Origin of the sequence: Pseudomonas sp. NFPP07 (genome assembly GCF_900115645.1) — a bacterium.
Lineage (GTDB): Bacteria > Pseudomonadota > Gammaproteobacteria > Pseudomonadales > Pseudomonadaceae > Aquipseudomonas > Aquipseudomonas chlororaphis.
Map to the genome: position 1 here is coordinate 495,463 of NZ_FOXG01000003.1, position 24,567 is coordinate 520,029.

Sequence of the window (24,567 nt, forward strand, 5' to 3'; positions counted from 1 at the left end):
ATGACGGTCTACGCGATTATCGGCGGTACCGGCCTGACCCGGCTCGAAGGCTTGAGCATTCACCAATCCTTGCCCCTGGACACGCCCTATGGCGCTCCGTCGGCGGATATCCAGAAGGGTGAATACGCCGGTCGCGAGGTGCTGTTTCTGGCGCGTCACGGTCATCCGCATCGCTTCCCGCCGCATCAGGTGAACTATCGGGCCAATCTCTGGGCGCTGAAGCAGGCTGGCGCCGAGGCGATTCTGGCGGTCAACGCGGTGGGTGGCATTCATCCGGCGATGGGCTCCGGGCATTTCTGCGTGCCGCATCAGCTGATCGACTACACCAGCGGTCGCGAGCACACCTATTTTGCCGACGACCTGGAGCAGGTCACCCACATCGACTTCAGCTATCCCTACAGTGATTCGCTGCGCCAGCAATTGATTGCCGCGCTGGCCGCCGAAGGCTGCGAATTCAGCAGTCAGGGCGTGTACGCCTGCACCCAGGGCCCGCGCCTGGAAACCGTGGCGGAGATCGCCCGCCTGGAACGTGACGGCTGCGACATCGTCGGTATGACCGGCATGCCGGAAGCGGCGTTGGCCCGGGAGCTGGAGCTGGACTACGCCTGCCTGGCGCTGGTGGTGAACCCGGCGGCGGGCAAGTCCGTTGCGGTGATTACCATGGCCGAGATCGAGCAGGCGTTGCAGGACGGCATGGGTAAGGTGAAATCGACGTTGGCGCGAATCCTCGCAGCAAACCTGTAGCCGCTGCCGCAGGCTGCGATCGAGCGCGCAGCGCTCGCAAAACCTGAGTCTGCGATATTACTGAAACATCGTGAGGCTTTACGTCTGCTGCTCAGCCGATCGCAGGCTGCACCAGCGGCTCCAGATCAGCGTCCGCCTTTCTTGTCGGGCAGCGGGGCGAAGAGGGCTTCGATGTCTTCGCTCTGCAGCTTCCAGTCCCCGGCCTTGCGCCCATCCAGTACGCCCGCGGCCAGGTCGGACTTCTCCTGCTGCAGGTGCTGGATTTTCTCTTCCACCGTGCCGCGGGCAATCAGCTTGTAGACGAACACCGGCTTCTCCTGGCCAATTCGATAGGCGCGGTCGGTGGCCTGGTTTTCCGTGGCCGGGTTCCACCAGGGGTCGTAGTGGATCACGGTGTCGGCTTCGGTCAGGTTGAGGCCGACGCCGCCGGCTTTCAGGCTGATCAGGAAGATCTGCAGCTTGCCGCCCTGGAAGTCCCTGACCGGCGTGCGGCGATCGCGGGTCTGCCCGGTCAGCAGGGCGTAGGCGACGTTGCGCCGTTTAAGCTCGGCTTCGATCAGGCTCAGCATCGAGGTGAATTGCGAGAACAGCAGGATGCGCCGACCCTCGTCGAACAGTTCCTCGAGCATCTCCATCAGGCTGTCGAGCTTGCCGGAGGAGCTGCCTCGCGCCGGCACCGCGTCTTCGTTGACCAGGCGCAGGTCGCAGCACACCTGGCGCAGTTTCAGCAACGCTTCAAGAATGATGATCTGGCTGCGGGCCACGCCCTTGCGGGTGATCTCGTCGCGGACTTTCTTGTCCATGGCCAGGCGCATGGTTTCGTACACATCGCGCTGGGCTTCATTGAGCTCCACCCAATGGATGATCTCGGTCTTGGGCGGCAGTTCGGTGGCCACCTGTTCCTTGGTGCGGCGCAACAGGAAGGGCTTGATCCGCCCATTGAGGTGCTGCAGGCGCACTTCGCTGGCATGCCTTTCGATCGGCACGCGGTAGTCGCGATTGAAGCTCTTCACGTCCCCCAGCCAGCCGGGCAGCAGGAAATGGAACAGCGACCACAGCTCGCCCAGGTGATTCTCCAGTGGCGTGCCGCTCAGGCACAGGCGCTGCCGGGCATTGAGCGCGCGCGCGGCCTGGGCCGCCTTGCTCGACGGGTTCTTGATGTATTGCGCCTCATCCAGCACCAGGACATGCAGGGGCAGGGCGGCGAGTTGCTCGACATCCTTGGGCAGTAGCGCGTAGGTGGTCAGGATCAGGTCGTAGTCGCTCAGCCGGGCGAAGTGCTTATGGCGGCCGGCGCCATACAGGGCCAGGACCTTGAGTTGCGGTGTGAAGTGCGCCGCCTCGTCGAGCCAGTTGGGGATCAGGCTGGTGGGCATCACCACCATGCACGGCCGGTCCAGGCGCCCGGCGTTCTTTTCGCTGAGCACATGGGCCAAGGTCTGCAGGGTTTTGCCCAGGCCCATGTCGTCGGCCAGGATGCCGCCGACTTCCAGCTGGCGCAGGGACTGCATCCAGCTCAGGCCTTCGAGCTGATAGGGGCGCAGCGTGGCGTTCAGGCCCTCCGGCGCGGGGGCCGAGTAGTCCTTGATGTCGCGCAGCCGCTGGGCGAAGGAGCGGATGTGTTCGCCGCCTTCCCAGAGCAGGGGCAGGTCTTCCAGCGGATTGAGGCGGGTCGCGTCGACACTGCTCAGGCGCAGTGTGGTTTCGCCGGATTCCTGCAGATAGAACTCGCCCAGGGTGGCCAGCACCGGCTTCAGCCGGCCATAGGGCAACGCCACTTGCAGGGGGCCGTTGGGCGAGTTGGGGCGCCCGGGAATATTCACCAGGATCAGCTCGTCGTCCCGGCGTCTGGCCAGGCGCTCCGGGTTGAGGATCTCGGTATGGGAGCGCATCAGGTTGAGCAGGATCGGCAGCAGGCTCAGGCGCTCGCCGTTGACGATGATGCCCAGTTCCAGGTCGAACCAGTCGCGCCCCGGCGCTTCGTCCACCGTGGCGTACCAGTCGTCCACGGCGGTCAGGTCGAAGCCGAAGTCGTCGTCGATCTGCAGCTCCCAGCCCTGGGTGCGCAGCTTGGGCAGTTCGTTGAGGGTGAAGGTCAGCCAGGCGCTGTCGTTGACCATTTCATACAGCTCGCCGGCGCTTTCCGGCAGGGCTTTGCTTTGCCGGGTGGCGATCTTGAAACCCAGCGCCCGCAGCTGTTCGCGATAGCGTTGTTCGACTTCCGGCTGGCGCTTGATGCGCAGGGTCTGGTGTTCCTGGCGAATCACCACGTCGGCGTTTTTCTGCCCGCTGACGTATTCCTCCAGGTAGCTGAACGACAGCGCGGCACGGTGCTGGATGTAGCGCTGCATCTTGCCGTTACGCGGTTCGAAGGCGCTGAACTCGATACTGGCCAGCCACAGCCGGGGCACTGGCTGCACGTTGTCGACGATCTGTTGCGGCAGCGGGGCGGGGCTGCGGTTTTCCAGGACGGCCTGGAGTTTTTCCAGCAGCTCGGCGTCTTTCGCCGCCGCCGGATAGGCCAGGGTCTCCTCGATTTTCAGCAGCACCGCGGCAATGTGTTTGCAATTGCTGCGCACCGGGCAGGTGCAGGAGGCTTCGACCATCAGCAAGGTGTTCCTGGCCGACTCGCGCAGGCTGATGGTCTGTCGATAGACGTTGCCTCCCGAGCCCTCGCAACTGGCGGTGATGACGCTGTCGCCGGCCTGGACGATCCTGACGCGGTTCTCCAGGGCGTAGCGGCGGCCACGCTCCAGGGCTTGTTCCTTGAATCGGCTGACCCAGGAAGGTGCCAGGGGTTTGGTCAGGGTCGGGGGCATAGGGACTTCTGTCAGTCCACGATTTCAGGCGGCGCCTCGCGCGGCGTGGGGGCCGACAGCGAGGTGATCTTGATCAGCAGGGCCAGGTGACCGTTGTCGAGGTAGTTGAGCTGGCCGTTCTTGGTGTGGCTTTCCTGTTTCAGGCGTTCGCTGGCGGTCACCAGGCCGTTGCTGTCGATCCGGTTGACCCAGAACTGCGCATCCACATCGGTGAAGCGCCCGAGCTTGAGGGTCAGGGTGCCCTCGATCGGGAACTGGCCGAACTGTTCCTGGCCCTCGCTGACCGCGACTTTCACCGGGTTTTCGTCCAGCGCCTGTTGCCAGGCCTTGTGCATCAGCACGCTGTAGTCGCCGCTGGCGGTGAGTTTCTCGACCACGCCACCCAGCGCCGGGGTGCGCTGGCTGTCGGCGCCCAGGCGTTGGGCGCCGGCGGCCCAGTCTTCGGGGGCGGCGCGGCTGACGATGGCGGGAACCGCGTTCTGCCGGACCAGAATCATTTCGACCTGATACATGTCGGCAAACGCCGAGGGAGCGACCAGGGTCAGGAGCAAGGTCAGTGAGCGAAACAGGCGCATGGGGCGTCCTTCAAGCAGTTTTCGGGGTGAGGCGCTCGAACAGCGCCTCCAATGTGTTGAAGCGTTCTTCCGGACGTTCCATCGGCACCATGAATTTGAACAGCGTGGCGCCTTCAAATTTGTAGCGATTGGGTTGGCCCTGGATGAGTTTGATCAGCGCCAGCGGGTCCACCGGGGTATCGGCGGCGAACTCGAGACGACCGCCCTGCGGGCCGCCGTCGACCTTCTTGATGCCCAGTTGCTCGGCCTGCAGTTTCAGCAGGGTCAGGCGTACCAGGTTCTTGGTCGGTTCCGGCAGCAGGCCGAAGCGGTCGATCATCTCCACCTGCAGGTCCTTCAGGCCGTCCTCATCGGTGGCCGAGGCGATGCGCTTGTACAGGATCAGTCGCGCGTGCACATCCGGCAGGTAGTCTTCGGGAATCAGCGCCGGCAGGCGCAGGTTGATTTCCGGACCACCGCCCAGCGGCTGGTCGAGGTTCGGCTGCTCGCCCTTGCGGATGGCTTTCACCGCGCGCTCGAGCATCTCCATATAAAGGGTGAAGCCCACCGCCTGGATCTGGCCGCTTTGGCCATCCCCCAGCAGTTCGCCGGCACCGCGGATCTCCAGGTCGTTGGTGGCGAGCACGAAGCCGGCGCCGAGGTCCTGGGTGTTGGCGATCGCCTCCAGGCGCTTTTCCGCGTCCGGGGTGATCTGCTGGCGCGGTGGCGTCAGCAGGTAGGCATAGGCCTGGTGGTGACTGCGACCGACCCGGCCGCGCAACTGGTGCAGCTGGGCCAGGCCGAACTTGTCGGCGCGCTCGATGATGATGGTGTTGGCACTCGGCACGTCGATGCCGGTCTCGATGATGGTCGAGGCGATCAGCACGTTGAAGCGCTTGTGGTAGAAGTCGCTCATCACCTGTTCGAGTTCGCGTTCGCGCATCTGCCCGTGGCCGATGCCGATGCGCGCTTCCGGCACCAGTTCGGCGAGGTCGGCGGCGCATTTCTCGATGGTCTTCACGTCGTTGTGCAGGTAGTAGACCTGGCCGCCACGCAGCAGCTCGCGCAGCAGGGCCTCTTTGACCGTGCTCTTGTTCTGCTCCATGACGAAGGTGCGCACCGACAGGCGTCGGGCCGGTGGCGTGGCGATGATCGACAGGTCGCGCATGCCCGACACCGCCATGTTCAGCGTGCGCGGAATCGGCGTGGCGGTCAGGGTCAGGATGTCGACCTCGCTGCGCAGGGCCTTGAGCTGTTCTTTCTGGCGCACGCCGAAGCGGTGTTCTTCGTCGATGATCACCAGCCCGAGGTTCTTGATCTTCACATCGTCCTGCAACAGCTTGTGGGTGCCGATGACGATGTCGATCTTGCCTTCGGCCAGGTCGGCCACCGCGGCATTCACTTCCTTGGCGGACTTGAAGCGGCTCATCACTTCCACGGTCACCGGCCAGTCGGCGAAGCGGTCGCGGAAGCTGTTGTAGTGCTGCTGGGCGAGCAGGGTGGTGGGCACCAGGATCGCCACTTGCTTGCCGCCATGCACGGCGATGAAGGCGGCGCGCATCGCCACTTCGGTCTTGCCGAAGCCGACGTCGCCGCAGACCAGGCGGTCCATCGGCTTGGCCGCGAGCATGTCCTCGCGCACCGCTTCGATGGTGGTTTGCTGGTCGGGGGTTTCTTCGAACGGGAAGCCGGCGCTGAAGGTGGCGTAGTCGGCTTTTGGATCGGCAAAGGCATAGCCTTCGCGGGCCGCGCGGCGAGCGTAGATGTCCAGCAGTTCGGCGGCGACATCGCGCACCTGTTCGGCGGCCTTGCGCTTGGCTTTCTGCCAGGTTTCCGAACCCAGGCGGTGCAGCGGCGCCAGGGCGTCGTCGCTACCGGTGTAGCGGGCGATCAGGTGCAGGTTGGCCACCGGCACATAGAGCTTGGCGCCCTCGGCGTATTCGAGGGTGAGGAATTCCGCGGCCTGGTTGTCGATTTCCAGGGTGGCCAGGCCCAGGTAGCGGCCCACGCCGTGATCGATATGCACCACCGGCGCGCCTTCGCGCAGCTCGGTGAGGTTCTTGATCACCGCATCGTTGTTGGCGTCGGCGCGTTTTTCCCGGCGCCGGCGCTGCATCACGCGCTGGCCGAACAGCGGGCTTTCGGCCACCAGCGCCAGGGCCGGATCGTCCAGCAGCAAGCCTTCGTCCAGCGGTGCGATGGTGATCGCCAGGCGATCCTTGCCCGCGACGAAGTCCGGCCAGCTGTCGACGGTCTTCGGCCGCAGCTTCAGGCGCTCCAGCAACTCCAGCAGCACCTCGCGGCGCCCGGCGGATTCGGCGGTGAACAGCACGCGTCCGGAGAATTCATCGAGGAAACTGGCCAGGGCCGCCAGCGGCTGATTGGCCTTGGCTTCGATGGCGAGGTTGGGTAGGGGCTGCGCCGGGAAGCGCTCGCGGCCGCCGCCAGCCTCGATGTCCTGCTGGCTGGCGACCACCCGCGGCCAGCTTTTCAGGCGGGCAAAGCAGTCTTCCACCGGCAGGAACAATTCGGCAGGCGGCAATAAAGGACGGGATGGATCGACGCGGCGTTCTTCGTAACGGTTGCGCACGTCGTTCCAGAAGTTCTCGGCCGCCTGTTCGATGCCCGGCAGGGAAAACACCTGGGTGTCCTGGGGCAGGTAGTCGAACAGGGTCGAAGTGTCTTCGAAGAACAGCGGCAGGTAATACTCGATGCCAGCCGGGGTGATCCCGCTGCTCAGGTCCTGGAAGATCGGGCAGCGGCGGAAATCGACGTCGAAGCGTTCGCGGAAACGGGCCTTGAAGCGGGTGACGGCTTCTTTCTGCAGCGGGAATTCTTTCGCCGGCAGCAGGCGCACCGAATCGACCTTGTCGATGGAGCGCTGGTTTTCCGGATCGAAGGTGCGCAGGGTCTCGATTTCATCGTCGAACAGGTCGATGCGATAAGGCAGTTTGCTGCCCATCGGGAACAGGTCGATCAAGGCGCCGCGCACCGCGAACTCGCCGTGCTCGTAGACCGTGTCGACACAGCGATAGCCGCTGGCTTCCAGGCGAGTGCGCATCTGTTCGACATCCAGCTTCTGGCCGATGTCCAGCACCAGGCTGCTGCCCAGCAGGAACTTGGTCGGCGCCAGGCGATGCAGGGCGGTGGTGATCGGCACCACCAGCACGCCATGCTCCAGCTCCGGCAGCCGGTACAGGCTGGCGATCCGCTGGGAGATGATGTCCTGGTGCGGCGAGAACAGGTCGTAGGGCAGGGTTTCCCAGTCCGGGAAATGCAGCACAGGCAAATCCGGGGCGAAGAAACTCAGCTCCTGCTCCAGCCGTTCGGCACTTTGGCTGTCGGCGGTCAGCAGCAGGGTGAAGCGCTTGGCGGCGCTGGCAGCCTCGGCAATGGCGAGGCTGAGGGCGGCACCGGGCAGATTGCCCCAGTGCTGTTTGCCGGCGGCGGCAGGGAGTTGCGGTAGACGCAGAACGGGCACGGAAGGTTGAGCTCCAGCGTTGCGACAAAGTCGGTAATTGTAGCGGTCCGGCGTACCGGCTGTCAGTTGCTGATGTGTCTATTACGCGGTTGCGGAAAATGTAGTGGTTATGACAAAAAAACGCGTTTTTTGGCGGGAAATGTAGTGCCGAATCGGGGCGGTGTTACGGAGGGTTACAGACAACGCTGGGATACCGCGCAAAATGAGGTCTTTCTGGAAGCCGCGTATTTACTGGGCTGGAGCGGGGTGTATTTTTTTCGGATGGGTTTTTGTTACGTTCCGCGCGACAGGCGCGCATTGCTACGCAGGGGACTCGGCTGCATAATGTAGCCCCTTTTTTCAGCCCCTACATGTGGAAGGTTCCCGTGACTCAGAAGCCCGACCAGTGTCTTGGTGAATGGATCGACCGTGAAGCGCTCGCAGAAGCGATGATTCCGCTTATCGGTCAGCTCTACCGCAATAACAATGTGGTGAGCTCGATCTATGGCCGCAGCCTGATCAACCAGTCTGTCATCGCGATTCTCAAAGCTCACCGCTTTGCTCGCCATCGCTCTTCCGACGATAGCGAACTCTCCGTCCACGAAACATTCCCACTGCTCAAGGCCATGAGCGAGCTCAAGCTCGGCGCGGCTTCGGTGGACCTGGGCAAGTTGGCGTTCAAATTCCGTAACGAAGGCAATGGCCGCACCGCCGAGCAATTCGTTCGCGAAGAGCTGGCTGACGTGGTTGGCCAGCAAAACGCTTCGCCCCGCAAAGGCACCGACGTGGTCCTGTACGGCTTCGGTCGTATCGGCCGTCTGCTGGCGCGCATCCTGATCGAGAAAACCGGTGGCGGCGACGGCCTGCGCCTGCGCGCCATCGTGGTGCGCAAAGGCGCCGAGAACGACTTGACCAAGCGCGCCAGCCTGCTGCGTCGCGATTCGGTACACGGTTCGTTCAACGGCACCATCACCATCGACGAAGCCAACAACACCATCACCGCCAACGGCAACCTGATCCAGGTTATCTACGCGAAGAACCCGACCGAGGTGGACTACACCCAGTACGGCATCAAAGACGCGCTGCTGGTGGACAACACCGGTGTATGGCGTGACGCCGACGGCCTGGGTCAGCACCTGGCCTGCCCGGGTATCGACCGCGTCGTTCTGACCGCGCCTGGCAAAGGCAAGCTGAAGAACATCGTTCACGGTATCAACCACGCCGAAATCACCGCTGACGACAAGATCGTTTCCGCCGCCTCCTGCACCACCAACGCCATCGTGCCGGTGCTCAAGGCCGTGAACGACAAGTTCGGCATCGTCAACGGTCACGTCGAAACCGTTCACTCGTACACCAACGACCAGAACCTGATCGACAACTTCCACAAGGGCGATCGTCGTGGCCGTAGCGCCGCGCTGAACATGGTCATCACCGAGACCGGTGCTGCCACCGCTGCCGCCAAGGCCCTGCCTGAGCTGGCCGGCAAGCTGACCGGTAACGCGATCCGCGTTCCGACGCCAAACGTGTCGATGGCCATTCTCAACCTGAACCTTGAGAAAGCCGCTACCCGTGAAGAGATGAACGAGTACCTGCGCTACATGGCGCTGCACTCCGATCTGCACAAGCAGATCGACTTCGTCAATTCCCAGGAAGTGGTTTCCACCGACTTCGTGGGCTCGCGCCACGCCGGTGTGGTGGACGCTGAAGCGACCATCACCCAGGATAACCGCGTTGTTCTGTACGTCTGGTACGACAACGAATTCGGTTACAGCTGCCAGGTGGTTCGCGTGATGGAAGACATGGCCGGTGTGAACCCGCCTGCGTTCCCGCGCTAAGCCTTAGCCGCAGATGAAAACGCCCCGACTTGTCGGGGCGTTTTTGTTTGTGGCGTTTGACGGCTGGAGGGATGAGTTGATTGTCCGCGAAGACGGTCGATCAGGCGCCGCCCACTACTGCTGCCTGCGCAGTGCGCAGTTCATGCTTGTTGCCGCGGAACAGCACCAGGGTCGCGATCAGGCCCAGCACCGCCGCGCCGCTGAGCCAGATCCCCGGCGCCGCCTTGTTGTCCAGCGCATGGATCAGGTAGGTGCAGGCCGCCGGCGTGAAGCCGCCAAAGGTGGCGGTGGCCAGGCTGTAGGCCAGGGAGAAGCCGGTGGTGCGTACTTCAACCGGCATGATCTCGGTGAGAGCCACCACCATGGCGCCGTTGTACGAGCCATAGAGGAAGGACAGCCACAGCTCGACGATCAGCAGGTGGCTGAAACTCGGGTTGGCCACCAGCCAGGACAGTGCCGGGTAAGCCGTGAGGATCGCCAGGACGGTCGCCGCCAGCAGCAGCGGTTTGCGCCCGACCTTGTCCGAGACGGCGCCCATCACCGGCAGCCAGAAGAAGTTCGACAGGCCGATGCACACGGTGACCAGCAGGGCGTCCAGGTCCGACAGCTGCAATTCGGCCTTGCCGAAGGTCGGGGTGTAGGCGGTGATCAGGTAGAAGGACACAGTGGTCATCACCACCAGTGCCATGCCGGCCAGGACGATGCCGAAGTTCTGGCCGATGGAACGGATGATTTCCCGCAGGGTAGGGCGGTGCTTGCGTGCCTGGAACTCCGGGGTTTCTTCCAGCGAACGACGGATCATGAAGATCGCCGGCACTATCATGCAGCCCACCAGGAACGGCATGCGCCAGCCCCAGTCGCCCATTTGTTCCGGGCTCAGCCAGTGGTTCAGGCCAACGCCCAGCAGGCCGGCGAAGACCACGGCGGCCTGTTGACTCGCCGATTGCCAGCTGACGAAGAAGCCCTTGCGGCCCGGGGTGGAGATTTCCGCGAGGTAAACCGAGACGCCACCCAGTTCCACACCGGCAGAGAAGCCCTGCAGCAATCGGCCGAGCAGCACCAGCAACGGCGCGGCGACGCCGAGGGTGGCATAACCCGGGACGCAGGCGATCAGCACGGTGCCCGCGGCCATGAGCAGCAGGGTGATGATCAGGCCCCGGCGCCGGCCATGACGGTCGATATAAGCGCCAAGAAAGATCGCGCCTAGCGGGCGCATCAGGAAGCCGGCGCCGAAGGTCGCCAGCGACAGCATCAATGACGCGAAAGCACTGTCGGCAGGGAAGAAGGTCTTGGCAATGGCCGTGGCGTAAAAGCCGTAGACCATGAAGTCGAACATCTCCAGAAAGTTGCCGCTGACAACGCGAAAGATCGCCTTGCCTTTGCCCGTGGTCGTGGACATTTTATTCACTCACTTTGGCTATTTTGTTAGCGATCCCTGGTTGTTATCCGTCCTGGCTGCCCGGTCTGGGGCGGCTAAGCCGCAGGCCAGACATTTTGTAACAATATGTGTATGAGTCCGTCGAGGCAACAAAAACTCTTAGCTTGCTTGCTAAGTAGATGGACGGCTTGGGATTTATTGCCCGCCAGTTCGCGGAATAAACCCGCAGGAGCAAGCTCGCGATGAGCCGGGTTCGGCCTGCATCAAATCCCCGCTGGCTGCCGCATAATGGCCCGCCCTGGTCGGACGAAGCCGGGAGGGAAATCGATTGTCGGGAGGCGAAGTCTTGCTGGGTGGATCTTGGGTGCGAGGGTGGCTTCCTGTCGTTTTGGTCATGGCCCTGGCTGGATGTGATCGGGGCGACTCGCTGGAAAGTTTTGGCGGCCCGACCATGGGCAGCACCTACTCGATCAAGTATGTGAGGCGGGCAGGCCTGGCTGCACCGAGTGAGGTGCAGGCCCAGGTCGAGCGGATACTTGCGCAGATCGACCGGCAGATGTCGACCTATCGCAGCGACTCGGACATCGAACGCTTCAACGATCTGCCGGCCAATAGCTGCCAGGCGATGCCGGCGGCGGTCCTGCGCTTGATCGAGATTGGCCAGCAGCTGTCGCGGGACAGCCAGGGCGCCTTCGATCTGACGGTCGAGCCGTTGCTCAACCTCTGGGGCTTCGGTCCGCAGGGGCGCGGTGAGGCGGTGCCGAGCGATACGGCGCTGGCGCAGGTGCGGCAGCGAGTCGGCTATACCCATCTGCGTATCGAGGGCGACCAGCTGTGCAAGGACGCCGCGGTCGAGGTGGATTTCAACAGCATCGCCGCCGGTCATGCGGTGGACCGGATTGCCGCCAGGCTCGCGGAAATGGGCATCGACAGTTACCTGGTCGAAGCCACCGGCGAACTCAAGGCCGTCGGCAGGAAACCCGACGGTTCGGCGTGGCGCATTGCCCTGGAGGAGCCGCGGGACGATCGACAGCTGGCCGAGCGGGTCATCGCCGTCGATGGTTATGGGGTTTCGACTTCCGGCGACTACCGCAATTATTTCCAGCGCGATGGACAGCGTTATTCCCACGCCTTCGACGCTCGCACCGGCAGGCCTGTCGAGCATGGGCTGGCTTCGGTCACGGTGATTCATCCCGCGGCCGTGATGGCCGATGGTCTGTCGACCCTGCTGCTGATCCTCGGCCCCGAACGCGGTTGGGATTACGCGGAAAAACACGATATCGCCGCATTTTTTGTGATCCGCGCCGATACAGGCTTCGTCACACGCAGCAACCGCGCGTTTGATCGCCTGTTTGCCGGACAAAAGCAGTAATCTTGCGCGGTGCCGCGGCGCGATGTCGCAGGCAAAAGTAGCCGGCGACGCGACCAAGGGTTAATGTGCGCGGCGTTGACGCTTCTATAGACTGTGCCCGGGTTCGTAACCGAGCCAAATTGATCCTTCATGCCGCTGGCCGCGGCATGATTTAGCCGCAGGTGCCACACGGGTGCCGCGGCCTGTTCTGAGGAGTACGCATGGCTGTCTACAACTACGACGTAGTGGTGCTGGGTTCAGGCCCCGCTGGAGAAGGTGCGGCGATGAACGCCGCGAAAGCAGGGCGCAAGGTAGCGATGGTCGATAGCCGTCGCCAGGTCGGCGGTAACTGCACCCACCTGGGCACCATCCCGTCCAAGGCCTTGCGTCACTCGGTCCGGCAGATCATGCAGTTCAACACCAACCCGATGTTCCGGGCCATTGGCGAGCCACGCTGGTTCTCGTTCCCCGACGTGCTGAAAAGCGCCGAGAAAGTCATCTCCAAGCAGGTCGCCTCGCGCACTGGCTACTACGCGCGTAACCGGGTCGACGTGTTCTTCGGTACCGGCAGCTTCGCCGACGAGCAGACCATCGAAGTGGTCTGCGCCAACGGCGTGGTCGAGAAGCTGGTGGCCAAGCACATCATCATCGCCACCGGCTCGCGTCCATATCGTCCGGCCGATATCGATTTCCACCACCCGCGTATCTACGATAGCGACACCATCCTCAGCCTCGGCCACACCCCGCGCAAACTCATCGTTTACGGCGCTGGCGTGATCGGTTGTGAATACGCCTCGATCTTCAGTGGCCTGGGGGTACTGGTCGAGCTGGTGGACAACCGCGGCCAGTTGCTGAGCTTCCTGGACTCCGAGATTTCCCAGGCGCTGAGCTACCACTTCAGCAACAACAACATCACCGTGCGCCACAACGAGGAGTACGACCGCGTCGAAGGCCTCGACAATGGCGTGATCCTGCACCTCAAGTCGGGCAAGAAGATCAAGGCCGACGCCTTGCTCTGGTGCAATGGCCGGACTGGCAATACCGACCGGCTGGGCATGGAAAACATCGGGGTCAAGGTCAACAGCCGTGGCCAGATCGAGGTGGACGAGAACTACCGCACCTGCGTGCCGAACATCTACGGCGCCGGCGACGTGATCGGCTGGCCGAGCCTGGCCAGTGCCGCCCATGACCAGGGTCGTTCGGCCGCCGGCAGCATCGTCGATAACGGCAGCTGGCGCTTCGTCAACGACGTGCCGACCGGGATCTACACCATTCCGGAGATCAGTTCGATCGGCAAGAACGAGCAGGAGCTGACCCAGGCCAAGGTGCCGTACGAAGTGGGCAAGGCCTTCTTCAAGAGCATGGCCCGCGCGCAGATCGCCGGTGAGCCGCAAGGCATGCTGAAGATCCTGTTCCACCGCGAAACCCTGGAAGTCCTGGGCGTGCACTGCTTCGGTTACCAAGCTTCGGAGATCGTGCACATCGGCCAGGCGATCATGAACCAGCCGGGCGAACTCAATACCCTGAAGTACTTCGTCAACACCACGTTCAACTACCCGACCATGGCCGAAGCCTATCGGGTAGCCGCTTACGACGGCCTCAACCGGCTTTTTTGAGCGACTCCGGCCGGTGGCCTGAGCCGGCCGGGGAGACCGATTTCAGTAACTCTCGAGCGTGGCGCTGGCCAAACCGGGAAAGTCTGTAATCAGGCTGTCTACGCCGAAGTCGGCGAGCCTGCGCATCAGCGCAGGCTCGTTGACTGTCCATACCGACACATGCAAGCCCTGACGCTGCGCCCGTTGCAGCCGCTCCGGGGTGCAGAGTGTCCAGTTCAACGCCAGAATCTCGCAGCCGTAGCTTTGCGCGACCTTCAACGGGTCGAGCCAGGCGTATTCGGCGACCAGCCCGCGCGACAGATCCGGGGTCAGCTCGACAGCCGCCTTGAGCACTTCCCGTGAGCTGGAGGTGACGGTGACCTTGTCCAGCAGGCCGAAACGCTGCGCCATCTCGCGAATCGCCAGCACCGTGGTGGCGGCACGGGTGCGCGAGGCGCTCTTGACTTCCAGCTGCCAGTGCTCGAAGTCGCATTTTTCGAACAGTTCTTCCAGGCGCGGGATCGGGCAGGGCGTGACCCACCCCGGGCCGCCCTTGCGAGCGTCATAGGACACCAGTTCTTCGGCGCTGTGTTCGACCACCTTGCCGCGGCGGTCGGTGGTGCGCTTGAGGGTCGGGTCGTGGATCACCATCAGCTCGCCGTCCATGGACAGGTGCAGGTCCAGTTCGCAGCGGCGCACGCCATGCTTGAGGCACTGCTGGAAGCTGGTCAGGGTGTTTTCCGGTGCTTCGCCTTTAGCGCCGCGGTGGCCATAAATCAGGGTCACGATTGCTCCTTCACGGAAATTTTTCCATTAGATGATCAGTGCTGCGCGGTGGGGCCGCAGGTCAATCGGCTGCCGGGTCGTTCTGTTCTCGGGCCTGGCGACGTTCCTGGGCTTGCTTCTGCAGGATATAGCGCGCCAGCAACTGGCGTTGGGCGTCGGTCAATGATTCGAACTCGGTACCGATTTCGAACGTGCCGAAACTGCGGGTTTCGCAATGGGTGACCTTGGCCCGCAACAACAGGCCCAAGGCCTGGGGCATCAGCAGCAGCTTGACCGCCAGGTGGGTGCCGGCCGGGTAGGACAGGTGATGTTCGAACTCGATGCCGCCCTCGGAGAGAATCACCCGCTGCGGCTCACCGAACTTGCCGAGCACGGTCTGCGCCACCACCTGGCTGAGCAGGTCGATGCGCTTGTTCATGGTCTTGAGGTAGTTGGCCAGGGTCCGGTCGCGCTCGCTGACCTGGCGCAGCAGGTGCTGCGATTCGAATTCGCTCAGATGCAGCTCGCTGAGCAGGTTGAACAGCGGCGACGCATCCTGCAACACTTCCTTGCTCGCCGCTTCGTGGGCGGACAAGGGGCTAATTTCCAGTGCGATCGTGTCCTCGATACGGTAGTATTCGCGGCGATCTTCTTCATCTAATGTCGACATGGCGAACCCATGGTAGCGGCGGTGGTCTGAGTGTAAAGCTGCTTACCAGGACCCGCCACAAGGACGTCTTCTTTTCCTCCGAACAAGCCCCGACATGTTCAGACCTCTCTTCGTATTTATTGGCACGCGTTATACCCGTGCAAAGCGCCGCAATCATTTCGTGTCATTCATTTCCCTGACCTCGATGATCGGACTCGCCCTGGGCGTGGTCGTGATGATCGTCGTGCTGTCGGTGATGAACGGCTTCGACCATGAGATGCGCACCCGCGTGCTGGGCATGGTGCCCCACGCGACCATCGAATCCGGTGAGCCGATCAGCGACTGGCAAGGCCTGGCCGACAAGGTCAAGCAGAACCCCAAGGTGCTGGCGGTTGCGCCGTTCACCCAGATGCAGGGGTTGCTGACCAATAATGGCCAGGTGCAGAAAGTCCTGCTCAACGCCATCGATCCGGCCAAGGAACGCCAGGTTTCGATCATCGATAACTTCATGAAGCAGGGCAAGCTGGACGACCTGGCCCCCGGCAGCTTCGGCATCGTGATCGGCGACAAGGCCGCGACCAAGCTGGGGGTTGGCCTGGGCGACAAGCTGACCTTCGTCGCCCCCGAGGTCACGGTGACCCCGGCCGGGATGTTTCCGCGCATGAAGCGTTTTACCGTGGTCGGCATCTTCCATGTCGGCGCCGGCGAGCTGGACGGCTATCTGGGCCTGACCAACCTCGACGACCTGGGCCGCCTGCATCGCTGGAAGCCGGACCAGGTGCAGGGCCTGCGCCTGAAGTTCGACGACCTGTTCCAGGCGCCACGCACCGCCTGGGAAATCGCCGAGCAACTGGGCGAGAACCAGTACTACGCCCGTGACTGGACCCGTACCCACGGCAACCTGTACCAGGCCATCCGCATGGAAAAAGCCATGATCGGCCTGCTGTTGCTGCTGATCGTCGCCGTGGCCGCCTTCAACATCATTTCCACCCTGGTGATGGTGGTGAACGACAAGAAGGGCGATATCGCGATCCTCCGTACCCTGGGCGCGACGCCGGCCAGCATCATGGCGACCTTCATGGTCCAGGGCACGGTGATCGGCGTGATCGGTACCTTGATCGGCGCCGTGGTCGGGATGTTCGCGGCGTTGAACGTGAGCGCGGCGATCTCCGCCCTCGAAGGCCTGATCGGGCACAAATTCCTCAATGCCGACGTGTACTTCATCGACTACCTGCCATCGCAACTGATGGCCGAGGATGTGTTGATGGTCTGCGGCGCGGCACTGGTCCTGAGTTTCCTCGCCACCCTGTATCCAGCCTGGCGTGCCGCGCGCACCCAGCCGGCGGAGGCGCTACGTTATGAGTGAGTTGGGCATGAGTGAAAAAGCAATTCTGAGCTGTCGCGACCTGGGCAAGTCCTACGAGGAAGGTCCGGAATCGGTGGTGGTGTTGTCCGGCCTGCAACTGGAGTTGCACCCGGGCGAGCGCGTGGCGATCGTCGGTACCTCAGGTTCAGGCAAAAGTACCTTGCTCAACCTGCTGGGCGGCCTCGACACGCCGACCAAGGGCAGCGTCTGGCTCGACGGCGAGGAGCTTTCGGCGCTGAGCGAGAAGGGTCGCGGCCTGCTGCGCAACCGCTCCCTCGGCTTCGTCTACCAGTTCCACCACTTGCTGCCGGAATTCACCGCCCTGGAAAACGTCTGCATGCCGCTGCTGATCGGCAAGACCGCGATCCCGGAAGCCCGTCAGCGGGCCACCGCCTTGCTGGAGCGGGTGGGGCTGGCCCATCGCCTGGAGCACAAGCCGGCGGAACTGTCCGGTGGCGAACGCCAGCGCGTGGCCATCGCCCGTGCCCTGGTCAACAAGCCAGGGCTGGTGATGCTCGACGAGCCGACCGGCAACCTCGACTCCCACACCGCGCAGGGCATCCAGGACTTGATGCTGGAACTCAGCACCTCGATGCGTACCGCGTTCCTGGTGGTGACCCACGACATGAACCTGGCTCGCCAGATGGACCGCGTCCTGCACCTGCAGGAAGGTTTCCTGACGCCCATCTGATTGGTCGCAGCCCGGGGCCTGAAACAGGCGTCGGGTCTTTAATTTCCATACGGTGCCCCAGCGAATGTTCAGACCGTTATCGATCTTTATCGGCACGCGCTATACCCGCGCCAAGCGCCGCAATCGCTTTGTTTCCTTCATCTCCATGACCTCGATGATCGGCCTCGCCCTGGGCGTGCTGGCGATGATCGTGGTGCTGTCGGTGATGAACGGTTTCCAGCGCGAAATGAGCTCGCGCATCCTCGGCATGGTGCCCCACGCCACCATCGTCGGCGTCAAGCCGATCGACGACTGGCAGCCGGTGGCCGCCGCGGCGATGAAAAATCCCGAGGTGACGGCCGCGGTGCCGTTCACCGAGATGGAAGGCATGCTCTCCTACAAGGGCTCGATGCAGCCGATCCAGATCAGCGGCATCGACCCGGCCCAGGAAGGCAAGGTCTCCATCGTTGCCCAGCACATCGTGCAGGGCCGCCTGGATGCCTTGAAACCGGGCGAGTTCGGGGTGGTGATCGGTGAGATCACGGCACGGCGCTTCCGCCTGAATGTCGGCGACAAGCTGACCCTGATCGTGCCGGAAATCAGCTCCGCGCCGGGCGGCATCACCCCGCGCATGCAGCGTTTGAATGTGGTCGGGGTGTTCAAGGTCGGGGCCGAGCTCGATGGCTCCATGGGCCTGATCCATGTGGCCGATGCCGCCGAGATGCAGCATTGGCAGCCAAACCAGGTGCAGAGCGTGCGCCTGGCGGTCAAGGACCTGTACGCCGCGCCCAAGGTTTCCAGCGATATCGCAGCCAGCCTGGGTGCTGGCTTCAAGGCCGACGACTGGACCCACACCCAGGGCAGCCTGTTCAGCGCGATGAAGATGGAAAAAACCATGATCGGCCTGTTGCTGCTGATGATCGTGGCCGTGGCCGCGTTCAACATCATCGCCACGCTGATCATGGTGGTGAACGACAAGGGTGCGGACATCGCGATCCTGCGCACTATCGGCGCCACGCCACGGCAGATCATGGCGATCTTCATGGTCCAGGGCACGGTGATCGGTATCGTCGGCACCTTGATCGGTGGCGTGCTGGGGGTGATCGCGGCGTTGAACGTCAGCGCGCTGGTGGGTTGGCTGGAGCGGGTCAGCGGCCAGCACATCTTCAGTTCCGACGTGTACTTCGTCAGCAACCTGCCTTCCGAGCTGCAGGGCGGCGACGTGGCCCTGATCTGTACCGCGGGTTTCGTCCTGAGCTTCCTGGCGACCCTGTATCCAGCGTGGCGTGCGGCGAAGGTCGAGCCGGCGACGGCGTTGCGTTACTCGTAAGGCCCAAGCCCGCTATCGCGAGCAAGCTCACTCCTCCGGGGAGCTTGCTCGCAACCCCTCCGCTAGTCCTGCCTCGGCAACTCAATCACAAAGCTCGTCCGGCCCTGCGTCGATTCGCAACGAATCTGCCCACCATGGGCGCGGATGATCGATTGGGTGATGGCCAGCCCCAAGCCTGCATGTTCACTGCTGCCTTCATGGCGCGCCGGGTCGGCGCGGTAGAAGCGGTCGAACAGCCGTGGCAAGCGTTCAGGCGCAATGCCTTCGCCGGTGTTTTCCACCCGCAGGTATGACCCCTTGGCGGTCTCGCCAAGCCGCACTCGCACTTCGCCGCCAGCCGGGGTGAAGCGCAGGGCGTTGTCCAGCAGGTTGGAAAGGGCGCGGCGCAACATGCTGCGGTCGCCCTGGATCTTCGCGCTGCCTTCGCGCCCCAGGGCGATACCGGCGTCTTCGGCCAGCGGCGTATAGAACTCCAGCAGCATGTCGGTTTCCTCACCCAGCTCCAGGGCTTCGCGTTTCGGCGTCAGCAGGCCGTGGTCGGCCTTGGCCAGGTAGAGCATGTCGTTGACCAGCTGGGCCATCCATTGCAGCTCTTCGAGGTTGCTGTGCAGGGCTTCGCGATAGTCTTCCAGCGCCCGTGGGCGGGTGAGGGTGACCTGGGTGTGGGTCAGCAGGTTGGACAGCGGGGTGCGCAGCTCATGGGCGATGTCCGCCGAGAACGCGGAGAGGCGCTGGAAGGAGTCGTCCAGGCGTCCGAGCATGGCATTGAAGGCATGGGCCAGTTCGGCGAGTTCGCCGGGCATCTGCTGCTCTGGCAGGCGCTGGGTCAGGGAGCTGGCGGACACGCCGGCGGCGACCTCACTCATCCGCCGTAGCGGACGCAAGCCGCTGCGCGCGGCCCAGGCCCCGAGCAGCGCGGTGGCCAGGGCCGAGAGGCCGACGGTCAGCCAGATCAGGTGCTGCATACGCTGCAGAAAATGCTGGTGGTGGGTGATGTCGAGCATCAGGGTCAGCTCTGGCGAGCCGGCCTGGCCAGGCTCCAGGGCCGCACTGTAGACACGGTAGGCGGTGCCGTCATGTTGCAGGCTGTGCAGTCCGCTCGGCTGGGCCGAAGTGGCCGGCAGAACCTTGGCGCTGTCGAACCAGACGGCGCTATCCGCCCCTGTGACCCGTAGCGTCAGGTCCGGTTGATGGCTGAGTTCATCCTGCAGCTGTGCCTTGCGTTCGGCAAAGCGTTGCGGAGTGTCGGCGCCCTGCAGTGCACTGCGCATGGCGATCAGCTTGCCTTCCAGCAGTTGCTGGTCGAGCTCGATGAAGTGCGCCTCGCTGGCGCGGCTGAACAGCACCCCGGCGAGCAACGAAACCACCGCGGTGCAGCCGGCGAACAACAAGGCCAGGCGGCCGCTCAGGGACAAGCGGCGCATCAGGCCTGGCGCTCTTCGAGCACGTAGCCCATGCCGCGCACGGTGTGGATCAGTTTGTTCGGGTAATCGTCATCGATCTTCAGGCGCAAGCGGCGGATCGCCACCTCGATGACGTTGGTGTCGCTGTCGAAGTTCATGTCCCAGACCTGGGAGGCGATCAGCGTCTTGGGCAGCACTTCGCCCTGGCGCCGCAGGAGCATTTCCAGCAACGAGAATTCCTTGGCGGTGAGGTCGATGCGCTGGCCGCTGCGTTCGACCCGTCGGCGAATCAGGTCCAGGCGCAGGTCCGCCAGTTGCAGGGTGGTTTCCTGGGGGGTGGAGCTGCCGCGGCGCAGCAGGCTGCGGACCCGGGCCAGCAGTTCGGAGAAGGCAAAAGGCTTGACCAGGTAATCGTCGGCGCCCAGCTCCAGGCCGTGAACCCGGTCTTCCACCGCATCACGCGCGGTCAGGAACAGTACCGGGATCTCCAGCCCGGCACTGCGCACGGCTTGCAGGATCTGCCAGCCATCGCGGCCCGGCAGCATCACGTCGAGAATCAACAGGGAATAGTCGCCGGTCAACGCCAGGTGTTGCCCCGTGGTGCCATCGGCCACCAGCTCGGCGTTGAAGCCTGCCTCGCTCAGGCCCTGGCGCAGGTAGTGGCCGGTTTTCGGTTGGTCTTCGACGATCAGCAGTTTCATGGGCGGCTCATGGCAAATGGAACGCGGGCTTTATACCCTGGGTGACGGCCGCAGGGCACAAGCTGATAAAGTTGTAATCTAGCAGTCAGCTGGCTGGCAGCGGTGCGGCCTTAGAGTTTCACACAAGCTGAACCTCATCTTGTTGGAGTGCGATTATGTTTTTGCCCAAGGGTGTTTTACCTCGTTCATTGGCGGTGGCCGCGTGCCTGCTGGCGTTGAATGTGCCGGCCTGGGCGTCGCCGGCGCAGACCTACGATTTCGGTCAGGCGGCCCCGGCGGCCAAGGCGACACGTACGGTGGAACTGGTCATGAACGACATGTCCTACACCCCCAGGAGCCTGGACATCAAGGCTGGCGAGACCGTGCGTTTCGTCTTGATCAACAAGGGCCAGTTGCTGCATGAGCTCAATCTCGGCACCGCGAGCATGCATGCCGAACACCAGCAGGAAATGCTGAAGATGCAGCAGAGCGGCATGCTCACGCCCACCGCGATGAAGAGCATGCCCGCCGGGGCCATGGATCACGCCGCCATGGGCCATGGCGCGATGCCCGGCATGAAGCACGACGACCCGAACAGCGTGCTGGTGGAGCCAGGCAAGACCGCTGAGCTGACCTGGACCTTCAGCAAGGCCGGCAGCCTGGAGTTCGCCTGCAATATCCCGGGGCACTATCAGGCAGGCATGGTCGGCAAGCTGACGGTCAGCCAGTAAGCGCCTGGGGCTCAAAGGCGGAGGCAAAGACTGATAGAATCGCCTGATTCTTCAGTCAGGTTTCCGCCATGCATCCCGCAGCCGAACATTCGCCGCTGGGCAAGTCCAGTGAATACGTCTCCACCTACACGCCATCCTTGCTGTTCCCGATCCCGCGGGCGGCAAAATGGGCCGAGTTGGGCCTGAGCGCCGACACTCTGCCTTATAAAGGCGTGGACTTCTGGAACTGCTTCGAGCTGTCCTGGCTGTTGCCCTCCGGCAAGCCAGTGGTAGCCATCGCCGAGTTCAGCATTCCGGCGGACTCGCCGAACATCATCGAATCGAAGTCGTTCAAGCTGTACCTCAACTCGCTGAACCAGACTCCATTCGCGGATCGCCGGAGCCTGGAAGAAACCTTGCGTGCCGACCTCTCAGCGGCGGCCGGCAAGCCGGTGGGCGTGCGCATCCGCAGCCTGGGCGAAGTGGAGGCGGAAGGTGTGGTGGCCTTGCCGGGCACCTGCATCGATGAGCTGGACATCAGCGTCAGCAGCTATGAACACCCGCGTCCGGAGCTGCTGCAGTGCGACAGGTCGCGGATCGTCGAGGAGAGCGTGCACAGCCATCTGCTCAAATCCAATTGCCCGGTCACCAGCCAGCCGGACTGGGGCAGCGTGGTGGTGGAGTACCGTGGTCCGGCGCTGGACCACGCCAGCCTGCTGGCCTACCTGGTGAGCTTCCGCCAGCACTCGGACTTCCATGAGCAATGCGTGGAGCGGATCTTCCTCGACCTGCAGCGCTTGCTGCAGCCGGAGAAGCTGACGGTGTATGCGCGGTATGTGCGTCGTGGTGGCCTGGACATCAACCCGTATCGCAGCACCGAAACCGCGAGTTTCGCCAACTTCCGCCTGGTTCGCCAGTAATGAAAAGCCCCGCTCTGGTAGCGGGGCTTTTTTGTCTGTAAGGGGTTAAATCCCCATGTTGCCGAGGGTTTGCACGATGTTGCGCAAGGTGCCGGCAATGGCGGGGTGCTCAAGCTCGAAGCGTTCGACGGCGAGGTTGACCCCGTCGGCCAGGCTGGTGTCCTGGGTGGCGTTTTCCAGTTTGAGCTCGAGCTCGATCTGTTGCATCAATTCCTGCAGATTGGCGCGTTCTGCTTCCGAAAGCGGTGGGTTCTGCTCCAATTGCTCGCGCAGGGTATTGAGCTGTTCTTGCAGTTCGCGGGCAGGCATGGCGTTCTCCCTTCATTGATAGGCTCAGCCATGGACCGCGCCGATTCGCTAAAGGTCCATGTCTGAGCCTTAGCGTAATCCACTCGCGGGCAATGTGCATGATCTTGATCAAGTCAGGGTTTTTCACCTTTCTGGCGACGCTGGCCGATGTCGGCCAGGCAGGTTGGCAACTCGCCAAGATGGTCGATCACCGAGTGCACGCCGAGGCTGAATAGATGCAGGGTGGCCTTGCCACGCTTGAGCTCGCGCTCCTGTTGGCTCAGTGCCTGCCATTGCGTCGGGCTCATGCCGCAGAGCGAACCGCAGGACGCCAGGCCGATGGTCCACAGGCCGGCGTTGAGGCCCGATTGCAGCAGGCGCGGTTCGCCGCTGACCAGCACGCAGCCGTCCAGGCGGCTGACATTCAGGGCCATCAGCGCCTGCCAGCAGGCATCGGGAGCCGGCCAGCGGGAGCCTGTGTTGGGGCAGGGGGTGAGCCAGTCGGGTAGTGAGCTTGCCAGGTGCTGGCTGAGGGTGGCGGGCAACTCGTCGAGCCAGGCGCAAGGCACGCCTTGATGTTGCAGGCTGTGCAGAATGTCCAGGGCGCCGTGAGTGGCGTGGGCCTGTTCCAGGACCGGGTGGTCGGCGCTGTGCAGGCGCATCCGCGCGCCGAAATCCACCAGGCAACCGCTGAGGCCAAAGAGCACGGCGGTCAAGGTGGGGGCGGATACAGGCAAGGCTTCGGCGTGAGGCATCGTGACGTCCCTGAAATACCTTGCAAGAGTATCGACGACAGATGACCGTTGGATGACATCCCTGTGAACAGGCCATGCAAACGAGGGGGAGAGGGCGAAGCACTGCACCAGTGCTGCATAAATGGATATATCCGACTTATACTAGCGCGCTTACCGCCAGGGCATAGCGCCCGCGACAGTACAATCCAAGGAGTTTCTGCTATGCGCTGGAGCAATTGTCTCGCTCAGCTTATGTGTGCCGGCATGCTGCTGGTGCCGGTTTTGGCCCACGCTGCGGAAGACGATCCGTGGGAAAGCATCAACCGCCCGATCTTCACGTTCAACGACACCATCGACACCTATGCGCTGAAACCTCTGGCGCAAGGTTATCAGGCAGTAACGCCGCAATTTCTCGAAGACGGCATTCACAACTTCTTCCGTAATATCGGTGATGTCGGCAACCTGGCCAACGATATCCTGCAAGCCAAGCCCCATGCCGCTGCCGTCGACACTGCGCGGCTGTTGATGAACACCACCATCGGTGTGGCGGGTTTCTTCGATGTGAGCACCAAGATGGGCTTGCAGCGTAACGATGAAGACTTCGGCCAGACCCTCGGTTACTGGGGCGTCGGCAGCGGTCCTTATGTGATGCTGCCATTCTTCGGGCCGAGCACCCTGCGCGATGCGCCGGCCAAGTATGTGGACAGCTTCACCGAACCTTACCGTTATGTGAATGACGTGCCAGTGCGCAACAGCGCGTTTGCCCTGGACCTTGTCGACACCCGCGCCAGCCTGCTGTCGAGCGAGAAGCTGATCAGTGGCGACAAGTACACCTTCATTCGCAATGCGTACCTGCAGAACCGCGAATTCAAGGTCAAGGACGGCAAGGTCGAAGACGATTTTTAAGCGACCTGTCCATGAAAAAGGCGGCCCTTGGGGCCGCCTTTTTTGTTGATCTTAGAATCAGTCCATCTTCAGGATTGTAAGGCCAAGTTTCTGGCCGTTGCCTTCCAGCTCGGTGACCCAGACCACCTCGGTGTCCGCTTCCAGTCCCCTGAGGGCGGCGTGCTCGGAATCGATACGCACGCTGAGCTGGTCGCCGACCTTAAATGAGCGCGGAGCCTGAACCTGCATGCCACTGCTGGAAAGGTCGATGCAGACGGCCGCAATCACCTGGCCCTGGTGGATCAGCGTGACCTCTGCATCCACTCGCATGCGGATGTAATCGCGCTTTTCACTGTAGTCACGATCGTTTGGGCTCATAGGCTCCAACCTGCGTTTAAGTTGCGGATTTGCCTGTTCTTATAACTCCCGGT

21 protein-coding genes are annotated in these 24,567 nt (G+C 63.0%); 10 read left to right on the forward strand and 11 right to left on the reverse strand.

What is annotated here, in order from left to right; translation table 11 throughout:
- Nucleotides 1–744: an S-methyl-5'-thioinosine phosphorylase gene (locus BM019_RS10395; RefSeq protein ID WP_092418191.1), complete on the forward strand. Its 744-nt coding sequence runs from the start codon at nt 1–3 to the stop codon at nt 742–744.
- A gap of 125 nt (nt 745–869) precedes the next feature.
- Here the strand turns inward: BM019_RS10395 and BM019_RS10400 are convergent, their stop codons facing one another.
- The 3 genes from BM019_RS10400 to mfd are packed head-to-tail and all read right to left on the reverse strand — an operon-like array spanning nt 870 to nt 7,598.
- Nucleotides 870–3,563, reverse strand: a complete 2,694-nt coding sequence (locus BM019_RS10400) for a DEAD/DEAH box helicase (RefSeq protein ID WP_092418192.1) — start codon at nt 3,561–3,563, stop codon at nt 870–872.
- An 11-nt stretch (nt 3,564–3,574) separates the two neighbouring features.
- Nucleotides 3,575–4,138, reverse strand: coding sequence for a CsiV family protein (locus BM019_RS10405; RefSeq protein WP_092418193.1), 564 nt, complete (start codon nt 4,136–4,138; stop codon nt 3,575–3,577).
- Between the two features lie 10 nt (nt 4,139–4,148).
- A complete protein-coding gene (gene mfd, locus BM019_RS10410; protein WP_092418194.1) occupies nt 4,149–7,598 on the reverse strand; it encodes a transcription-repair coupling factor in 3,450 nt (1,149 codons plus the stop codon).
- 350 nt (nt 7,599–7,948) lie between these two features.
- On the opposite strand from mfd, the gene BM019_RS10415 reads away from it, so the two are divergent.
- Nucleotides 7,949–9,412: a glyceraldehyde-3-phosphate dehydrogenase gene (locus BM019_RS10415; RefSeq protein ID WP_007921292.1), complete on the forward strand. Its 1,464-nt coding sequence runs from the start codon at nt 7,949–7,951 to the stop codon at nt 9,410–9,412.
- 100 nt (nt 9,413–9,512) lie between these two features.
- Here BM019_RS10415 and BM019_RS10420 read toward each other — a convergent pair whose 3' ends face one another.
- Nucleotides 9,513–10,811 (reverse strand): MFS transporter, encoded by a 1,299-nt coding sequence (locus BM019_RS10420; protein WP_092418195.1) that lies wholly within the window; start codon nt 10,809–10,811, stop codon nt 9,513–9,515.
- 373 nt (nt 10,812–11,184) lie between these two features.
- On the opposite strand from BM019_RS10420, the gene BM019_RS10425 reads away from it, so the two are divergent.
- Complete coding sequence (locus BM019_RS10425) at nt 11,185–12,162, forward strand: FAD:protein FMN transferase (protein ID WP_092418250.1); 978 nt, start codon at nt 11,185–11,187, stop codon at nt 12,160–12,162.
- 200 nt (nt 12,163–12,362) lie between these two features.
- Nucleotides 12,363–13,757 (forward strand): Si-specific NAD(P)(+) transhydrogenase, encoded by a 1,395-nt coding sequence (gene sthA / locus BM019_RS10430; protein ID WP_007926939.1) that lies wholly within the window; start codon nt 12,363–12,365, stop codon nt 13,755–13,757.
- A gap of 42 nt (nt 13,758–13,799) precedes the next feature.
- Here sthA and BM019_RS10435 read toward each other — a convergent pair whose 3' ends face one another.
- Complete coding sequence (locus tag BM019_RS10435; protein ID WP_007926940.1) at nt 13,800–14,522, reverse strand: glycerophosphodiester phosphodiesterase; 723 nt, start codon at nt 14,520–14,522, stop codon at nt 13,800–13,802.
- Between the two features lie 61 nt (nt 14,523–14,583).
- A complete protein-coding gene (locus tag BM019_RS10440; protein WP_009047976.1) occupies nt 14,584–15,171 on the reverse strand; it encodes a PilZ domain-containing protein in 588 nt (195 codons plus the stop codon).
- 94 nt (nt 15,172–15,265) lie between these two features.
- Between BM019_RS10440 and BM019_RS10445 the strand changes: the two genes are divergently transcribed.
- The 3 genes from BM019_RS10445 to BM019_RS10455 all read left to right on the forward strand — a co-directional run bounded on the left by BM019_RS10445 (nt 15,266) and on the right by BM019_RS10455 (nt 18,516).
- Nucleotides 15,266–16,516, forward strand: a complete 1,251-nt coding sequence (locus BM019_RS10445) for a lipoprotein-releasing ABC transporter permease subunit (RefSeq protein ID WP_007926943.1) — start codon at nt 15,266–15,268, stop codon at nt 16,514–16,516.
- A gap of 7 nt (nt 16,517–16,523) precedes the next feature.
- Nucleotides 16,524–17,207 (forward strand): lipoprotein-releasing ABC transporter ATP-binding protein LolD, encoded by a 684-nt coding sequence (gene lolD / locus BM019_RS10450; protein WP_164485326.1) that lies wholly within the window; start codon nt 16,524–16,526, stop codon nt 17,205–17,207.
- Between the two features lie 64 nt (nt 17,208–17,271).
- Nucleotides 17,272–18,516 (forward strand): lipoprotein-releasing ABC transporter permease subunit, encoded by a 1,245-nt coding sequence (locus BM019_RS10455; RefSeq protein ID WP_009047979.1) that lies wholly within the window; start codon nt 17,272–17,274, stop codon nt 18,514–18,516.
- A gap of 62 nt (nt 18,517–18,578) precedes the next feature.
- Here the strand turns inward: BM019_RS10455 and BM019_RS10460 are convergent, their stop codons facing one another.
- Together BM019_RS10460 and BM019_RS10465 are read right to left on the reverse strand one after the other, a co-directional pair.
- On the reverse strand, nt 18,579–19,940 hold the full coding sequence (locus BM019_RS10460; protein WP_092418196.1) for a heavy metal sensor histidine kinase: 1,362 nt from the start codon (nt 19,938–19,940) through the stop codon (nt 18,579–18,581).
- Nucleotides 19,940–20,620 carry a heavy metal response regulator transcription factor gene (locus BM019_RS10465; protein WP_085530306.1) on the reverse strand — a complete coding sequence of 227 codons (681 nt, stop codon included), beginning with the start codon at nt 20,618–20,620 and terminating at the stop codon, nt 19,940–19,942. Before BM019_RS10465 ends, BM019_RS10460 begins: the two co-directional genes overlap by 1 nt.
- A gap of 155 nt (nt 20,621–20,775) precedes the next feature.
- On the opposite strand from BM019_RS10465, the gene BM019_RS10470 reads away from it, so the two are divergent.
- Nucleotides 20,776–21,330, forward strand: coding sequence for a copper-resistant cuproprotein CopI (locus tag BM019_RS10470; RefSeq protein WP_092418197.1), 555 nt, complete (start codon nt 20,776–20,778; stop codon nt 21,328–21,330).
- Between the two features lie 68 nt (nt 21,331–21,398).
- Nucleotides 21,399–22,229 carry an NADPH-dependent 7-cyano-7-deazaguanine reductase QueF gene (gene queF / locus BM019_RS10475; protein ID WP_092418198.1) on the forward strand — a complete coding sequence of 277 codons (831 nt, stop codon included), beginning with the start codon at nt 21,399–21,401 and terminating at the stop codon, nt 22,227–22,229.
- Nucleotides 22,230–22,274: 45 nt separating this feature from the next.
- Here the strand turns inward: queF and BM019_RS10480 are convergent, their stop codons facing one another.
- Both BM019_RS10480 and BM019_RS10485 read right to left on the reverse strand, forming a co-directional pair.
- Entirely contained in the window at nt 22,275–22,538 is a 264-nt protein-coding gene (locus BM019_RS10480) for a DUF4404 family protein (protein WP_007926964.1), read from the reverse strand.
- A gap of 113 nt (nt 22,539–22,651) precedes the next feature.
- Nucleotides 22,652–23,272, reverse strand: coding sequence for an HAD superfamily inactivated hydrolase PcrP (locus BM019_RS10485; RefSeq protein ID WP_085530308.1), 621 nt, complete (start codon nt 23,270–23,272; stop codon nt 22,652–22,654).
- A 201-nt stretch (nt 23,273–23,473) separates the two neighbouring features.
- On the opposite strand from BM019_RS10485, the gene BM019_RS10490 reads away from it, so the two are divergent.
- Nucleotides 23,474–24,157 (forward strand): MlaA family lipoprotein, encoded by a 684-nt coding sequence (locus BM019_RS10490; RefSeq protein ID WP_092418199.1) that lies wholly within the window; start codon nt 23,474–23,476, stop codon nt 24,155–24,157.
- Nucleotides 24,158–24,214: 57 nt separating this feature from the next.
- Here BM019_RS10490 and BM019_RS10495 read toward each other — a convergent pair whose 3' ends face one another.
- Nucleotides 24,215–24,514, reverse strand: coding sequence for a PilZ domain-containing protein (locus BM019_RS10495; protein ID WP_085530309.1), 300 nt, complete (start codon nt 24,512–24,514; stop codon nt 24,215–24,217).
- Between the last annotated feature and the right edge of the window lie 53 nt (nt 24,515–24,567).

Coding starts and splice junctions, on each gene's coding strand:
- BM019_RS10395 (WP_092418191.1), top strand. CDS start 1: ATGACGGTCTACGCGATTATCGGCGGTACCGGCCTGACCCGGCTCGAA.
- BM019_RS10400 (WP_092418192.1), bottom strand. CDS start 3,563: ATGCCCCCGACCCTGACCAAACCCCTGGCACCTTCCTGGGTCAGCCGA.
- BM019_RS10405 (WP_092418193.1), bottom strand. CDS start 4,138: ATGCGCCTGTTTCGCTCACTGACCTTGCTCCTGACCCTGGTCGCTCCC.
- BM019_RS10415 (WP_007921292.1), top strand. CDS start 7,949: ATGTGGAAGGTTCCCGTGACTCAGAAGCCCGACCAGTGTCTTGGTGAA.
- BM019_RS10420 (WP_092418195.1), bottom strand. CDS start 10,811: ATGTCCACGACCACGGGCAAAGGCAAGGCGATCTTTCGCGTTGTCAGC.
- BM019_RS10425 (WP_092418250.1), top strand. CDS start 11,185: ATGGCCCTGGCTGGATGTGATCGGGGCGACTCGCTGGAAAGTTTTGGC.
- sthA (WP_007926939.1), top strand. CDS start 12,363: ATGGCTGTCTACAACTACGACGTAGTGGTGCTGGGTTCAGGCCCCGCT.
- BM019_RS10440 (WP_009047976.1), bottom strand. CDS start 15,171: ATGTCGACATTAGATGAAGAAGATCGCCGCGAATACTACCGTATCGAG.
- BM019_RS10445 (WP_007926943.1), top strand. CDS start 15,266: ATGTTCAGACCTCTCTTCGTATTTATTGGCACGCGTTATACCCGTGCA.
- lolD (WP_164485326.1), top strand. CDS start 16,524: ATGAGTGAAAAAGCAATTCTGAGCTGTCGCGACCTGGGCAAGTCCTAC.
- BM019_RS10455 (WP_009047979.1), top strand. CDS start 17,272: ATGTTCAGACCGTTATCGATCTTTATCGGCACGCGCTATACCCGCGCC.
- BM019_RS10460 (WP_092418196.1), bottom strand. CDS start 19,940: ATGCGCCGCTTGTCCCTGAGCGGCCGCCTGGCCTTGTTGTTCGCCGGC.
- BM019_RS10465 (WP_085530306.1), bottom strand. CDS start 20,620: ATGAAACTGCTGATCGTCGAAGACCAACCGAAAACCGGCCACTACCTG.
- BM019_RS10470 (WP_092418197.1), top strand. CDS start 20,776: ATGTTTTTGCCCAAGGGTGTTTTACCTCGTTCATTGGCGGTGGCCGCG.
- queF (WP_092418198.1), top strand. CDS start 21,399: ATGCATCCCGCAGCCGAACATTCGCCGCTGGGCAAGTCCAGTGAATAC.
- BM019_RS10480 (WP_007926964.1), bottom strand. CDS start 22,538: ATGCCTGCCCGCGAACTGCAAGAACAGCTCAATACCCTGCGCGAGCAA.
- BM019_RS10485 (WP_085530308.1), bottom strand. CDS start 23,272: ATGCCTCACGCCGAAGCCTTGCCTGTATCCGCCCCCACCTTGACCGCC.
- BM019_RS10490 (WP_092418199.1), top strand. CDS start 23,474: ATGCGCTGGAGCAATTGTCTCGCTCAGCTTATGTGTGCCGGCATGCTG.
- BM019_RS10495 (WP_085530309.1), bottom strand. CDS start 24,514: ATGAGCCCAAACGATCGTGACTACAGTGAAAAGCGCGATTACATCCGC.